The sequence below is a fragment of the Lentzea sp. NPDC003310 genome, from assembly GCF_040610935.1.
GTDB lineage: Bacteria > Actinomycetota > Actinomycetes > Mycobacteriales > Pseudonocardiaceae > Lentzea.
Genome location: NZ_JBEXNC010000001.1, coordinates 409,974 through 424,829, shown reverse-complemented (window position 1 = coordinate 424,829; position 14,856 = coordinate 409,974). Strand labels below are relative to the sequence as shown.

Here is a 14,856-nt window from a genome sequence, read left to right as displayed (position 1 = left end):
GGCACGGCGGGGTCAGTGGGTGCCGGCGGGCACGAGTTCGTGGACGGTGGTGCCCCACCCGACGGTGTGCGCGGTCGCGCGGACCAGTCCGGCGCGGGTGATCACCGCGTCGAGCTCGGCCGCGGTGCGCAGGCCGGAGCCGTGCGCGGTGAGCCCGACGAGGTCCGCCTCGCAGTCGTGCTCGTCGGGGGCGCCGGAGTCGAGGACCTCCTCGATCAACAGCACCCGGCCGCCGGGGTGGAGGTTCTCGGCCGCCCGCCGCAGGGCGTGGGCGGCGTCGGGGTCGGGAAGTGCTTTGAGGGCACGGCTGACGAACACGACGTCGGCGGCCGGGCTGGGTTCGAAGACGGACTGCTCGGCGACGCCGACCCGCGCGCGGTGCCGCTCGTCGGGGATGGTGTCGGGCAGGTCGCGCCGCAGCCAGTCGGCCTGGGCGGGCAGCGCGCAGATCGTCACGCGCAGGTCCACGTGGACTGCGACGAACTCACGGGCCTGGGCGGCCGCGCCACCGGAGTGGATCACCAGGTGCCGGACCCCGGCGAGGAGCTCGGACTCGGCGATCGACAGGGCCAGCGCGGACTGGAACTTCGCCAGGCGTTCGAGGTAGCGGTCCTCGTACCCCTGTTCGGCGCGCACGTCGGCGAAGGTCTGCCCGGTCACCGAGGCGTAGGCGGCACGGCCGGTGCGGATCGACTCGGTGAGCCCGTGCAGGCCGAGCTTCTCCCGGCCCACCACCCCGGCGGGGTGCAGGGCGTCGACCATGAAGTCGTTGGTCAGCACCTCGCCGACCGCCGTCAGCTCGTAGCGGCTTTCGGTCCCGGTCACGATGCCGATCGCGTGCAGGTAGCGCAGCAGCTTGCCCAGCGCGCGCTCGTCGCTGCCGGTCTTGCGCGCCAGGTCCGCGACATCGGTGACACCGCGGGAGATCAGGTCGGGCACGCCGAGCTCGACGGCGCTGCGGATCGCGAGCGGCCGGACCAGTTCGGTCAGGTCGTGGAGCTTCTCGAACGGCGTGCGCGTCTTCTCGGGGTCGGGCACCGAGCCGTCGGTCTCCGAGAGGACGACCTCGCCGCGGCGCCAGTAGCCGGTGAACTCGATGTCCTCTTTGGACATCGATCGGTCCTCGACGAGGTGGCGGCGCAGGTCCCGCACCGCCGTGTGTTCCCCGGCGACCCAGGCGAACGGACGGCCGTCCCACCACTCGGCGTTGCGGACCGCGTCCCGCAGGAGGGTGGTCGTCCCGGCCTCGGCGCCGTCGCGCACCAGCCACGTCACCTCGACGTGCGGCAGCGCCCGCAGTTCCGCCCGGTGAGCGTCCTCGGCGACCTCGACGAACACCTGCGCTCGCGCGTCGGCGGGGAGCTCGTCGAGCAGACGGCCGATCGCGGGGATCGCGGTGTCGTCACCGGCGACGAGGAACCAGTCCGCGTCGTGCGGGAGCGCACGGGACGCGCCGGGGCCGTAAAGATGAATGCTGTCACCGACTTCGGCGCGGTACGCCCAGGTGGTGCCCACGCCGACGCCGTGCCGGACGAAGTCCACGTCGAGCTCGCCGGCCGAGGGGTCCCAGCGGCGCACGGTGTAGACCTTGGTCAGCGGCCGCGGGTTCCTGGGCAGCTCCACGCCCTTCTCCTGCTGCACCGGCAGGACCGGTTCGGCATGGCCGGGGTGGCGGAACACGAGCCGGACGTCGTCGTCGAAGCCGAGGGAGTCGAAGGCGGGCCGCGGGAAGCCGTTCGCCGACGTGAACTCGCGGAGTTGCTTGCCGCCCAGCGTGATCCGCCGCATTCCCGGTGTCAGGTCGACCACCCGCACGACCTCGACCTCCCGCAGGGTCAAGGGGTGCACCGTGAGACGGCGTGAGGTCTTCGGCATGCTGGGGGCGGGCCTTTCCGATCTTCTTCCGGGCTGACGGGATCGCGCTCCATCGGCGCGAGCCGTCGGCCATATTAGGTAACCCTTACCTTAAAAGCCAGCTCGGAACAGCAACGACCAGCAGTCGATTCCTGTTGCGAGGTCGTGCGTTTCCGCACCGGTCGAGCCGGGTGCTGGTGGCACGCCGCCCACGAGCACCCGTTCACGACGTCACCGGCGCGGACTCAGCTCATCGGCTGGAGAGCTGGTCGACCGCTCCCGGGACCGGCTCCGCGAGGTCGTTGCCCAGCGCGATGATCCGGTTGTCGGCGTCGACGTGCACGACCTTGGGCTCGTAGTCGGCCAGTTCGGACTTCTCGGCCAGCACGAACGACATGATGATCACCAGGTCACCGGGGTGCACGAGGTGCGCCGCCGCGCCGTTGATGCAGATCTCGCCGGTTCCGGGGGCCCCGATGATGATGTAGGTCTCGAGCCGGGCGCCGTTGGTGATGTCGACGACCTGGACCTTTTCGCCTTCGGAGAAGCCCGCGGCACGAGCGAGGTCTCCGTCGATCGTCAGCGAACCCACGTAGTGCAGGTCGGCCTGGGTGACCGTGGCGCGGTGGACTTTTCCGCCCAGGACTTCGTGAAACATTCCGGCTCCTAGTTCAGATCGTGCGGGGGTGGGTGGTGCGGGATCAGTCGGAAGTGTTCGCGAGGGCGGCGTCCGGGGTGCCGGCCGCGTTGTCCGCGTCGTGCGTCTCGTGCCGGGAAATGTGCTCGCGCAGGGACTTCGGGCGGATGTCGGTCCAGTGCGCGTCGATCCAGTCGAGCACTTCCTGGCGCGGCCTGCCGCCGGCTTCGCCGTACGCGATGCTCCAGCCGGCCGGCACCGGCTTGAACGTCGGCCACAACGAGTGCTGCTCCTCGCGGTTGATCAGCGCGTAGAAGGAACCGTTGTCGTCGTCGAACGGGTTCTGGGCCATGGGGTGCAGCTCCTCGTTGTCCCTATCGGGGGTCGATGCGGATCGCGGCGGGCAATCGCTGGTCGTCAGAGCGGTCGGGCTGGTCGTCGGTGATCGCGCGCAGGATGTCGGCGGCGCGGACCGCGACGTTGGACAGCAGGGACGACGTCAGCCCGTGGCTGTGCTGGACCCCGCCGTTGAGGAAGATCCGCTCGGGCACGCCGCGCAGCCGCAACCGGTAGTCGCGCTCGACGATCGGGAGCTCCCCCTCGAACGAGGACGACCCGTCGATGCTCGGCCCGAGCATGCCGCGGGTGTCCGCGGCGCGGAACCCGGTGGCGAAGACGACGGCGTCGACGTCGAGCGTGGTGGCGCCGCGGTTGCCGAGGTCGCGGATCGTCACCTCGACCCCGTCGGGACCCTCGCCCAGCCGCTCGATGCCGGTGACCCGGTGCACGATCAGCCGGCGCACACCACGCGTGTTCTCGTCGTACTCACGCCGGTACAGGTCCTCGATGAGCTCCGCGTCGACGGCGGAGTAGTTGGTCGCCCAGTGGTAGTCCAGCAGCTGCCGCTTGACCTCCGGCGGTGCCGTGTAGAACTCGTCGACCGCCTCCGGGTCGAAGATGCGGTTGGCGTAGGGCGTGTTGTCGGACGGGGCGTAGCCGAACCGGCGGAACGACGCGTGCACCTCCGCGTCGGGGTACGAGTCGTGCAGGTACGCGGCGACCTCCGCCGCGCTCTGCCCGGATCCCACGACGAGGAAGCGGCCGTGCGGCCGCGAGGGCAGCTCGGCGAGCCGGTGCAGCAGCTGGTGGTTGTGGAACACCCTGGCGCCCGGCACGACCCCCTCCGGCAGCACCGGCCGGATCCCGGCGCCGATCACGACGTGCCGTGCCGCGACGGTCGTCTCCGAGCCGTCGGCCTCGAGCGCGACCTCGAACCTCTCGCCGCTCCAGTCGACGCGGGTCGCCCTCGTGCCGTAGGAGACCGGGAAGTCGATCCGGCCCGCGGCCCAGCCCAGGTAGCCGTGGAACTCCTGCCGCGTCGGGAAGAACGTCTTGAGGTTGATGAAGTCGGACAGCCGCCCCTGCTCGTGCAGGTAGTTCAGGAACGTGAACGGACTGGCCGGGTTCCGGAGCGAGACCAGGTCCTTCAGGAAACTGATCTGCATGGTCGTGCCGGGCAACAACATGCCGTCGTGCCACCCGAACCGCGGCCGGACGTCGACGAATCTCGCCGTCAGCCGCCGGTCGGCGCGACGCCCGCTGTTGAATTCTTTGACCGCGATCGCCAGGGCCAGGTTCGACGGACCGAAACCGATACCGAGAATGTCCACCTCACCGCCGTCGTGATCTCCCGATCCGAGACGACGATCACCGAACTCGACCAACTCATCCATCGTCATCCGGCAACTGGCCCCTTTTGTCACAGGTCGCGAACGAACGGCGCGATGGTCCGACATCCCTCATCGAGGGCCAACCCTAGCACATTGACTTAGGCAAGCCTAAGCTCATTCGGAGCAGGCGCTCACCCCCGGACACGCGGTCCGCGCGGCCGCTTCCGACCGCAGGTGCGCCCACTCCGCGCGAACTCAGGCGAGCGAACCGGCCCGTCGGCCGATCACCATTCCCGCGATCAGGCCGGCGCCGGTCGGATAGTTCGCGCTGAAGAGCCCGCCGAGCGTTTCACCGCACGCGAACAGCCCGGGAACGGGTTCGCCCGACGGATCGAGCACCCGGCCGTCACCGTCACCTCGTAATCCGCCGAAGGTGAAACTGATGCCGCAGGTCACCGGATACGCGTAGAACGGCGGCTCTTCGAGCGCCGACGCCCAATTGCTCTTGACCGGTTCGACGGCCGCACTGCGACCGTCCTTGACCGTCGGGTCGAGCGGACGACTGGAATCGATGGAGGAGTTGAACTCTTTCACCGTGTGCACGAATCCGTCGACGTCGACGTCCATTGCCGCGGCGAGTTCTTCGACACTCCCCGCCACCACCGGGATGATGCCGGGCATTTCGTACTCGTACGCCGCGACCATCGCCCGCGACTTCGCGTCGAACACCTGGAAAGCCACCGATCCCGGCTGTTCGAGAATCACCTTGCCGTACTTCGCATAGGTGTAGTTGCGGAAGTCCGCGCCCTCGTCGAAGAACCGTTCACCCCGGCGGTTCACCACGATTCCGAACGGATAGCCGTAGCGGCTGAGCCGGTGCGTCAGAGCGCGGTTGCTCTCGTTGTCGGGGAACGAGGCGTCCCACGGCACGCTGTGGCACGTCGACCAGTCGCCGCCACGGTCCGCGCCGATCTCCAGCGCGGCGCCGATCAGGTCCCCGGTGTTGTAGGGCGTGCCGCGCAGCTTCGCGTGCTGCCAGCCGTCCCCGAGATAGCGCTGACGCCACTCCGCGTTCGCCTGGAAACCACCGCTGGCGATCACCACCGACTCCGCGCGGAGCTCCTGCTCCCCCATCCGGACGCCGACGACCGAACCCCCCTCGGTCAGCAACCCCGTGACCGCGCAGTCGTAGCGCACCTCGACCCCGAGCCGTTCCGCGATGCGCTCGTGGCCCGACACCAGCCCGGGTCCGCCGCCGACGTTGCGCACGTGCGACCCACCCCAGAACACCAGGGTCCCGTCGGGCCGCAAGTTGGCCTGCCGCTCGTACATCAGCTCGAACCGCATCCCCAGCGAGTGCAACCAGCGCACCGCGTCACGAGACCCCTCGGCGACGACCTCGGCGAGCTCCTTGTCCCCCCGCCCGCCGGTGACCCGTTCCAGGTCGTCCAGGAACTCCGCCACCGAGTACGGCGGGACCTCGGTGCGCGCGTGCCGCTCGTCGGGCTCGAGCACCTCGAGCAGGTCACCGAGCCCGTCGTGCACCATCCGGGTCGAACCGAGGGTGTAGTAGCTGTTCCCGCCGGCATGCGCCCGCGGCGCCTTCTCCAGCAGCACCACGCGCCGCCCACGCCCGGCCGCCGCGTGGGCCGCGCAGTAACCGGCGTTCCCGCCGCCCACCACGACAACCTCGGGGTCGCGCACGTCCAACTCCCCCACCGACAACCACACTCCTCCGGCACCGTCGCCGCCTGGTTCCTGATGACCACCGTCAGTCCGACCGGCCGTTGTCGACCTCGGCCGGACCTGGGTGGCGGCGCCGTCCGCTCGTGCTCTGGACGACGCCTGCAGCTGGTGCAGCTTAGCCTTACCTAAATTGAAACTCCGTGTGTTCTGGCCCACTGACGTGACGGGCCGAAGGGAGATCAATGTCTCGGAGGTGATCAACAGCACGGGCGTCGCCCAGACCGCCCGTGTCCACAAAGGACTCATGCTCGGCGAGCGCCGCGGTGGCGACCACCGTTTCCCGGCGCCGTGACATGAACTCCAGCGACGACAACGGTGTGCTCGACCGAGCGCCGAACGACAACCGCGGCGTGCGCGAGGAGCGCACGCCGCGGCGAAGTCAGCCGCCCGTCACCCGCACCTGCCCGGTGGCCTCGACCAGATTGGTCAGGGTGGCCCGCACCTCCGGGTAGCCGCGCGCCTCGAGCCCGCAGTCCAGGTTGACCCACAGCCGCTCGGCCGACACCGCAGCGGGTTCCTGCTGGCCATCGCTTCCCAGGCCCTGCACGGGCTCAGGGCTCGCCTCTCGAGGAGACAGACGGCGGTCGTTCCCCCTCACCGCTGCGGGGCAGTCCCGGACTCTCACCGGGTTCCCTCTTGTCTCGGCCACCGCCGTGCTGCTCACGGAGGCCGAACCAGCTGCACACCCACTGCAGCGGTGGCCGAGCGCGCTCGACGCTCACGCCCGCGCCGACTGCCAGGCGGCCCAGAGCCGGGCGTAGTGCCCGCCCGCGGCGACCAGCTCGTCGTGGGTGCCCGACTCGACGATCCGGCCGTGCTCCAGGACGAGGATGCGGTCGGCCGCGGCGGCCTGCCGCAACCGGTGTGCCACCACGAGTCCGGTCCGTCCGGTGAGGACCGCGGCCGCCCCGTCCTCGAGGCGGGTCGCGTCGCGGCTGTCGGCCTCGGCCGTGGCCTCGTCCAGCAGCACCACGGCCGGGTCGGCGAGCAACGCGCGCGCGAGAGCGACCTGGGCGGTCTGGGCGGGGTCCAGCTCTCGCCCCAGTTCGCCGACCACGGTCCGGACTCCGTCGGGCAGCTCGTCGATCCAGTGCGCGCCGACCGCGCGCAGCGCGCGTTCGGTGTCGGCGTCGGTCGCCGACGGCGCGGCCAGCCGGAGGTCCTCCGCCAGCGGGCCCGCGAAGACGTGCGTCTCCTGGGGCACCAGGACCAGCGGTGCAGCCCCGTCCGGGATCTCGCCGGCCCAGCTCACGCGGCCCTCGCTCGGCGAGGCGAGGCCGGCGAGAAGGACGGCCAGCGTGGACTTCCCGGCGCCGCTCGCGCCGACGAGCGCGACCGTCTCCCCCTGCCGCAGCCGCAGGGACACCTCGTGCAGGACCGGTTCGGTCGTGCCGGGATAGCGGTGCGTCACGGCGTCCGCGCGGAGCTCCCCGGTGCGCGCCGGTGCCGACACAGCCGTGCTCGGTTCGGAGGTCCCGATCACGCCCACGATGCGCTGCAGGCTCGCCATCGCGGACTGCACCTGGTCGAAGCTGAACACCAGCAGGCCCAAGGGGTTGAACAGCCGGTGGAAGTACAGCGCCGCCGCGGTCACCGCGCCCACTGACGCCGAGCCCGTGCGCACGAGGACGAACCCGGTGATCACGATGGCGACGAGACCGGTCAGCTCGGCGATGTTGATCCACTTGCCCCAGGCGGTGGAGAACCACAGGATCGCGCGGGAGACGTCCCGCGCCCGGCCCGACGACTCGTCGATCAACCCGACGTGGCGCTCCTCGGCACCGTAGGCGCGCAGCGTCGGAAGCCCTTCGAGTGCGGACACGAGCGTTTCGGCACGGTCGCCGAACGCCGCGCGCTCCTGCGCGTACCGGTCCGCCGCGCGGGGCAGGTACCAGCGCAGCGCGAACCCGTAGACCGGGATCGCGAGCAGGCCGGCCACGGCGAGCCAGGGGTCGAGGGCGAACAGGCCCGCCATCGTCAAGCCGACGGTCAGCGCCGCCCCGACCCACTGCGCGAGCAGCGTGGCCACGACCTCGCTGATCACGGCGACGTCGTCGCCAACCCGGCTGAGCAGGTCTCCGCGCCCGGTCTCCTCGACCTCGGCCGCGGGCATGCGCAGCGCGGCGGCGACGGTGTCCTCCCGCATCCGCGCGAGCACCCGCTGACCGATCCGCGACACGAGCGCGCCGCTGAGCGCCGTCAGCAGTGCCGCACCCAAGCCGGCCGCGCCGACCAGGGCCGTGAGGCCGACGACGGTCGAAGCCTGCGCACCGCCGATCACCTCGTCGACCATCCGGCCGACGACCCACGGGGCGACCAGTCCCGCCAGCGCCGCCGCGACCGCCAGCACCAGCGTCGCGGCGGCGAGGCCGCGCTGGTCCCGCACGTACCCGCCGACCGCGCGGCGGACCTCACGCGCCGTGGCCAGGGGAAGACGCCGGCTCATCCGAGAACCCTCCTGCGGTAGTCGGGCTCGCTGTCGAGGAGCCCGTGGTGGGTGCCGATCACCACGTCCCCGGCGGAACGCGCGAACACCACCTGGTCGGTCCGGTCGAGCAGGATCGGGCTCGTGGTCGCCACGACCGTCGCCCGCCGCTCGGTGCCGGGACCGTGCCGGTACCGGCGCACCCCGTCCGCGACGGCCTGTTCGGTCACCGGGTCCAGCGCGGTCGTGGGCTCCGTCAGCACCAGCGCGGGCGGATCGGTGTGCAACGCGCGCGCCAGGACGATCCGCTGCCGCTGCCCGCCGGACAGGCTCAGCCCCCGGTCCCGCACGGCCGCGAGCAGACCGCCGGGCCGGGCGTCCACGACCTCGTCGGCCCCCGCCGCGACCAGGGCCGGCCGCAGCTGCTCCGGCGAGTGCGCCGGTCGTCCCAGCGTGAGGTTGTCCTCGAACGTCCCCGCGAACAGGTGGGCCCGCACCGGTTCGACGTGCACCCGCGACGGTGGCTCGCCCTGCCACTCGACGCGCACCCGGCCCGGTTCCCCGCCCCGCAGCGCTTCGAGCAGGTCGTCCACCACCCCGGGGTCGGCGACGATCCCGGTGCACCCGTCCGCCAGCAGCGGGATCCTGACGGACGGCGCCTCGGCGCGTGCCGCACGGGCGGGCTCCTGCTCGTCGTCCAGGACGGCCCCGACACGGCCCGAGCTGGCCAGCGCCGCCGCCCCGAAGCGCAGGTACATCCCGACGCCGGACAGCGGTTCGGCGATGAACTGGGCCGCGCCGATCGCGGCGACGAACGCGCCGATCCCGATCGCCCCGTCCACCGCGAGCAGACCGGCCGAGAGCACGGCCACGACCAGCACGATCGTGCTCGCCAGCACCGTCACCCCGAGCTGCAGCGACGCCGCCGTGCCGGCCCGGACGCCGGCCGCCTCGGCGGCCCGGCTCACCGCCCGGTACCGCCGCACCGCGGTCTCCTCCGCCCGCAGGCCGTGCACCACCCGCAGGCCCGTCACCAGGTCGGTCGCCAGCGTGGAGGCGGCCGCCAGCGCCTCCTGCTGCCCGGCCACCCTCCTGGCCAGCAACGGCGACAGCAGGTTCAGCCCGAAGGTCGTCACCACCGCGGTCACGATCAGCAGGACCCCGAGCCGCACGTCGATGCCGACCAGCACCACGCAGCTGACCCCCAGGGCGGCGACCGCGCCGGCGAGACCGGCGATCCACACCACCGCCCGCGAGACCTGGTCGGCGTCCGACGACGCGATCGTCAGCAACTCGCCCCGGTGCCGCGCGGCCGCCGTACCGCCGATGCGCAGCAACCGGGCCCCGAGCTCGGCCCGCAGTGCGTGGGCCTCGTCGATGACGGCCAGCTGGGCCGACCGCGCGAACCAGCGGTAGCACGTGTTCAGGACGGCGAACAGCACCACCAGTCCCGCGACGCACAGCACCAGTGCGGTGAGCTCACCGCTGGCCACCGCCTCGTCGATCGCGACGCCCAGGGCGACCGGGACCAACGCCTCGCACGTCTGGTGTCCCATGAGCAGCAGCGATGCGCCTGCCACCCGGCCGCGCTGCCGCCGCAGCACCCTCCGGCGGACCCGTGCCGCGTCCCCAACGCTGTTGATGCCAACCTCCCCAGTCGACCACCGTGCCGAACGAGAACATCCTCGACGGTGCCGAGGTGCGGGACGTCGCCGCCCCGTTGATCACGCGCGGGTGCGCCAGAGCACCACGACGAAGTAGGGCGTGCCGACCAGTGCGATGACGAGCCCCGCGGGGATCTGCGCCGGGGCGATCACCGTGCGCCCCAGGGTGTCCGCGGCGCTGACCAGGATCGCGCCGATCGCCGCGGCCACCGGGACGACTCGGGCGTGCCGGCCGCCGACCAGGGAGCGCGCGAGGTGCGGTGCGACCAGGCCGACGAAGGCCACGACACCGATGGCGGCGACCGCGGTGGCCGCCAGGACTCCGCACGCGGCGAGGATCACGACGCGCGACCGTTCCAGGCGCAGGCCGAGGATGCGCGGGGTGTCGTCGTCGATGCTGTGCAGGTCGAGCTCGCGGTGCCGCGACCACAGCAACGGCAGCAGCAGCGCCAGTGCGAGCAGCCCGGGCACCACCTGGTCCAGGGTGCGGCCGTAGGTGGAGCCGGACAGCCAGGTGAGCGCCTTGGCCATGTTCCACGGGTCCGAGGTGACGATCAGCAGCGTGATCAGCGCCATCCCGCCGGACCACAGGCCGATGCCGATGATCACCAGCCGGTCGGAGTCCAGGCCCGACCGCCAGGCCAGGCCGTAGACCAGGGCGAACGCGATCGCCGCGCCCGCTCCGGCGGCCCCGGCGATCTCCCACGCGGCCGCCAGCGGCACGAAGGTGATCAGGCCGATGGCGCCCAGGCCCGCGCCGGCGGTGATGCCGAGCAGGCCGGGTTCGGCGAGCGGGTTGCGGCTCACCGACTGGATCCCGCACCCGGACAGCGCCAGTGCCGCGCCCGCGGTCAGAGCGGCGAGCACTCGGGGCAGGCGTTGGTCGAGCACGAACGTCAGGGCCGTGCCCGTGCGGCCGGACAGCCAGTTGACGAGGTCGCCGAGCAGGACCAGCCGGTCGCCGAGCAGCATGCCGGCGATCGGGGCGATCACCAGCAGCGCCAGGACCGCGGCACCGGTGACGAGGAACCGGCGGCGCGACCCCGCGACGCTCACCCGGCCCGACGGCGGTTGCCGGCGCGAGCCGCCGGGACGGCTGCGACGGGCCAGCCACACCAGGACCACCGCGCCGACGACCGTGGTGATCACGCCGGTCGGCACCCGCAGCGCGCCCGCCGAGCCCATGGCGGCGCGCAGCAGCACGTCGGCGCCCAGCACCAGCACGACACCCACGAGTCCGGACAGGGGCAGGAGAACGCGGTGGCGGCCTTCGGCGGACATCAGCAGCCGGGTGATCACCGGCGCGCAGAGGCCGACGAACCCGACCGGCCCGGCGACCGTGACCGCCGCGGCCGTCAACGCCACCGTGAGCAGCACCGCGCCGATGCGGGTGCGGCGCACGTTCAGGCCGACGACGGTCGCGTTGTCGTCGCCCAGCGCCAGGACGTCCAGCGAACGACCCATCGCGATCAGAGCGGCGATCGCGACCAGCACGACCGGTGTCATCTGGGCGGTGGCGTCCAGGTTCGCCACGCTGAGCGATCCACTCCCCCAGGCGAACAGCCCCGAGGTCTCCTGCTCGTAGAACAGCAGCAGGAGAATGGTGATCGACTGCAACGCGAGTGTGACGGCCGAGCCGATCAGGACCAGCCGGGGTGTCGCCGACGCGGCGCCGGACAGCCCCAGCACCACGACGGCGGCCGCGAGCGCTCCCACGAACGCCGTCGCGCCGGCGGGCAGGGCCGGCAGGGTCACGCCGAACGCGGACACCGCGACGACCGCCAGGTAGGCACCGGCGTTGACGGCGAGGGTGTCCGGTGCCGCGAGCGGGTTGCGCGCCACGGACTGCATGCCCGCGCCCGCGACGCCGAGGGCGACCCCGAGCAGCAGGGCCGTGAGCAGCCGCGGCATCCGCGACCCGGACAGCACGGCGTGGGTCTGGTCATCGCCCGCCCCGAAGACGGCGCGCAGGACGTCGAGCACCCCGGTGTCGGCGGTGCCCTGGGTGAGGTGGACGGCGGCGAGCAGTGCGATGAGCACCAGGCTCGCCGCCGTGACGACGGCGTTGCGCACGATCAGGCGAGTGCTTTCACGAACTGGTCGGCGATGTGCACCACGGACTTCGGGCCGCCGAACGTCCACGTGCCCGCTTCGAGCTTGTGGACCTTCTTGGACGACACGAACGGCAGCCGCTGCCACACCGGGTTCTGGGCGAGCCCGGTCGTGAAGACGTCCTCCTCGGAGGCGCTGTAGAACAGCACGGTGTTCGGGTCGGTGAGCGCGGTCAGGCCCTCGACGTCGGTCTGGCCCAGGGCCCACTGCGGGTCGACCTGCCCGGTCCACGCGTTCTTCAGCCCCAGCGCCTCGGCCGTGTCGGACACGAGCGAGCCCTTGCCGAACGGGCGGATGCTGACGGTGCTGCCCTCGAGGTAGCCGTCGGCCATGAAGAACGGAGTGCCCGCCTTGGCGGCCAACGCCTTCTTGCCGTCGGCCAGCTTCGTGTCCATTTCGGACAGCAGCTTGTCGGCCTCCGCCGTCTTGCCGATCGCCTGCGCGATCATCTTCACGTCCTCGCGCAACCGGTCGAAGTTGCGCGCGGCGTCACTGGACTTCGTGACGACGACCGGCACGTACTTCTCCAGCTGCGGCACCAGCGCCGAGTCCCGCTCCGCCGCCATGATCACGACGTCCGGGTTCAGCGCCACGATCGAGTCGACGCTCGGCTCGCCGCGCTTGCCGACGTCCTTGACCGAGGCGTCCAGCGGCGCCACCGCGTCCCACGTCTTGTAGCCCGCCGTGTCGGCCACACCCACCGGCATCACGCCGAGCGACGCGACGACCTCGGCCTCGCCCCACTCGAGTGCGACGACGCGTTGGGCCGCGCCCTTGAGCTCGACGGACTTGCCGCGGGAGTCGGTCACCTTGACCGGGCCGCTCGCGGCTCCGTTCGGCTGCTCGGCCTGTGGTGTTTCCGTGGTACCGCAGGCGGACAGGAGGATCGCGGTGACCGCGACCAGGACTGGGACGCGCATGACAGACAGGCCTTCCGGGTAGTGATTTCAGACGCGAGGGGTGTGTCTGCCGACGGGGCGGCAGTGCAGGGTTCCGGTGACCGGGTCGTCCGCGACGTGCACGACGACGCCGTAGGCCTCGGTCAGGTGCTCGGCCGTGAGCACCTCCTTCACGGCGCCGCTCGCAAGAGCTTTCCCCTGCGACAGCAGGATCACGCGATCGGCGATGATCGCCGCGTGGTCGAGGTCGTGCAGCACCACCCCGACCGCCACGCCGTGGTCGTCGGCGAGATCCCGCACGACGTCGAGGATCTCCACCTGGTAGCGAAGGTCGAGGTGGTTGGTCGGCTCGTCGAGCAGCAGCACCGACGTCTGCTGGGCGAGGCACGACGCGAGCCACACGCGTTGCAGCTCACCGCCGGACAGCTCGTCGACGCCCCGGCCGGCCATGTCGGCCACGCCCGTCATCGTCATCGCCCTGGCGACGGCGACGGCCCCGTCCGGGTCCGTGCCGCGCCAGCCGGAGCGGTACGGGTGACGCCCGTACCCGACGACGTCCTGGACGGACACACCGGACGGCGTCGGCCGCTGCTGCGTGAGCAGGGTGACGTTGCGGGCGAACTCCTTGCCGGACAACACTGAGCCGCGCCACACGGACCGGTCGCCGAGGCGCACCTCGCCGTCCTTCGGCCGGTGCAGGCGGGCCAGCGAGCGCAGCACCGTCGACTTGCCGGATCCGTTCGGGCCGACCAGCGCCGTGACGGCTCCGGGCGTCAGCTCCACCGAGACTCCGTGCACGACCTCGTGCTCGTGGTGGGCGAGCACCAGGCCTTGGGCGGCCAGCACCGCCCCATCCGACTCCGACATGAGGGGAGCCTAACCTAAGTATTCCTCAGGCCAAGCGACCGTGATCGACGGCACGTCCACTGAGGACTCGTCGCCGGCCGGCGAGCGGGCTCTTGCACGACGGGGGCATCCTCCTGGCCGATCGGCCAGGAGCGCCTTACTCGACAAGACGGGAAGGCGGTCCTTGCTCGCCGATCGGACGTTGCCGGACGGGACCGGACGACGGTCAGCCCACCGGAGCCCCGTCGCCCGCCGCTCCCCCTTCACGCGCCTGCCCGTAAGGCACCGCGCGCAGGAGGGTGACGCGGATCGTGGCACCGCCGGGGGTCCGGTAGGTGCGCTGCTCTCCTTGCCGGGCACCGTTGACGGCCGCCCCGAGCGGGGCGTCCGGTGAGCAGACCTCGATCGAGCCGTGTTCCGCGCCGCGTGCTCCGAGCAGGAACGTCTCGGTCTCGCCGGTGTCGTCGAAGCTGACGGTGAGCACCATGCCGGGTTCGGCGATGCCGTCGTCCGGGGGGTCCTCGCCCACGATCGCGCCGGTGAGGAGGTCCTTGATCCGGCGGATGCGCGCTTCCCGGTCCCGCAGGCCGAGGAAGTCCGGCTCGCCGGCCTCCTCGCCCAGGCGGCTGCGCACCGGCGACAGCAAGGTCATCAGTTCGTTGCGGAGCCTGTGGTGCGCCTGCGGCGTCAGCCACACGCGCGGGGTCGTGCTCGTCATGATGCCTCCGTGGCAGGGTCTGGTGCCGTCAGGGCGGTCTGGGGGAGGTACCGCCCTGACGGCGGGGCGTCCGCCCGGGCCGGTTTCGTCGGCCCGCGACCCGCGCGGACAGGAAGGGGGTCAGCGGCGCAGCAGCGCTTCGAAGTCGCGGGCGTAGCCGGACGCCACGCCCAGGAGGATGTCGCGCTGGACGCGGAGGAAGTCGTTCTCCTTGCGCAGCCGCACCAGTTCGGTGCGCTCGTCCTCGGTCAACGGCCCGTCGGCGGGTTCGGCTTCCACGTGATC

Annotated in this window: 12 protein-coding genes, 1 pseudogene and 1 riboswitch; all 13 genes and pseudogenes read right to left on the bottom strand. The window is 71.9% G+C overall.

Annotated elements, in window-relative coordinates; translation table 11 throughout:
• Positions 1 to 12: 12 nt before the first annotated feature.
• The 13 genes and pseudogenes from ABZX02_RS02050 to ABZX02_RS01990 all read right to left on the bottom strand — a co-directional run bounded on the left by ABZX02_RS02050 (position 13) and on the right by ABZX02_RS01990 (position 14,850).
• Positions 13 to 1,839 (bottom strand): siderophore-interacting protein, encoded by a 1,827-nt coding sequence (locus ABZX02_RS02050; RefSeq protein WP_355294236.1) that lies wholly within the window; start codon positions 1,837 to 1,839, stop codon positions 13 to 15.
• A gap of 265 nt (positions 1,840 to 2,104) precedes the next feature.
• Complete coding sequence (panD, locus tag ABZX02_RS02045) at positions 2,105 to 2,512, bottom strand: aspartate 1-decarboxylase (RefSeq protein ID WP_355294235.1); 408 nt, start codon at positions 2,510 to 2,512, stop codon at positions 2,105 to 2,107.
• 43 nt (positions 2,513 to 2,555) lie between these two features.
• Positions 2,556 to 2,843: an MbtH family protein gene (locus ABZX02_RS02040; RefSeq protein ID WP_355294234.1), complete on the bottom strand. Its 288-nt coding sequence runs from the start codon at positions 2,841 to 2,843 to the stop codon at positions 2,556 to 2,558.
• Between the two features lie 22 nt (positions 2,844 to 2,865).
• Complete coding sequence (locus ABZX02_RS02035) at positions 2,866 to 4,230, bottom strand: SidA/IucD/PvdA family monooxygenase (protein WP_355294233.1); 1,365 nt, start codon at positions 4,228 to 4,230, stop codon at positions 2,866 to 2,868.
• 186 nt (positions 4,231 to 4,416) lie between these two features.
• Positions 4,417 to 5,880 carry an FAD-dependent tricarballylate dehydrogenase TcuA gene (gene tcuA / locus ABZX02_RS02030; RefSeq protein ID WP_355294232.1) on the bottom strand — a complete coding sequence of 488 codons (1,464 nt, stop codon included), beginning with the start codon at positions 5,878 to 5,880 and terminating at the stop codon, positions 4,417 to 4,419.
• A gap of 406 nt (positions 5,881 to 6,286) precedes the next feature.
• Positions 6,287 to 6,415 (bottom strand): annotated as a pseudogene (locus ABZX02_RS02025) (hypothetical protein); the annotation flags it as partial.
• Positions 6,416 to 6,443: 28 nt separating this feature from the next.
• Positions 6,444 to 6,545, bottom strand: a riboswitch (cobalamin riboswitch).
• A gap of 80 nt (positions 6,546 to 6,625) precedes the next feature.
• Entirely contained in the window at positions 6,626 to 8,353 is a 1,728-nt protein-coding gene (locus ABZX02_RS02020; RefSeq protein ID WP_355294231.1) for an ABC transporter ATP-binding protein, read from the bottom strand.
• Positions 8,350 to 9,912, bottom strand: a complete 1,563-nt coding sequence (locus tag ABZX02_RS02015) for an ABC transporter ATP-binding protein (RefSeq protein ID WP_355294230.1) — start codon at positions 9,910 to 9,912, stop codon at positions 8,350 to 8,352. The genes ABZX02_RS02020 and ABZX02_RS02015 overlap by 4 nt, the downstream gene beginning before the upstream one ends.
• 144 nt (positions 9,913 to 10,056) lie before the next feature.
• Positions 10,057 to 12,072, bottom strand: coding sequence for an iron ABC transporter permease (locus ABZX02_RS02010; RefSeq protein WP_355294358.1), 2,016 nt, complete (start codon positions 12,070 to 12,072; stop codon positions 10,057 to 10,059).
• The gene (locus ABZX02_RS02005; protein ID WP_355294229.1) at positions 12,072 to 13,028 is read right to left on the bottom strand and encodes an iron-siderophore ABC transporter substrate-binding protein; all 957 of its coding nucleotides are present in this window, start codon (positions 13,026 to 13,028) and stop codon (positions 12,072 to 12,074) included. The genes ABZX02_RS02010 and ABZX02_RS02005 overlap by 1 nt, the downstream gene beginning before the upstream one ends.
• 27 nt (positions 13,029 to 13,055) lie before the next feature.
• Positions 13,056 to 13,874 carry an ABC transporter ATP-binding protein gene (locus tag ABZX02_RS02000; protein WP_355294228.1) on the bottom strand — a complete coding sequence of 273 codons (819 nt, stop codon included), beginning with the start codon at positions 13,872 to 13,874 and terminating at the stop codon, positions 13,056 to 13,058.
• A 205-nt stretch (positions 13,875 to 14,079) separates the two neighbouring features.
• The gene (locus tag ABZX02_RS01995) at positions 14,080 to 14,571 is read right to left on the bottom strand and encodes a GreA/GreB family elongation factor (RefSeq protein WP_355294227.1); all 492 of its coding nucleotides are present in this window, start codon (positions 14,569 to 14,571) and stop codon (positions 14,080 to 14,082) included.
• Positions 14,572 to 14,691: 120 nt separating this feature from the next.
• The gene (locus ABZX02_RS01990; RefSeq protein WP_355294226.1) at positions 14,692 to 14,850 is read right to left on the bottom strand and encodes a hypothetical protein; all 159 of its coding nucleotides are present in this window, start codon (positions 14,848 to 14,850) and stop codon (positions 14,692 to 14,694) included.
• Between the last annotated feature and the right edge of the window lie 6 nt (positions 14,851 to 14,856).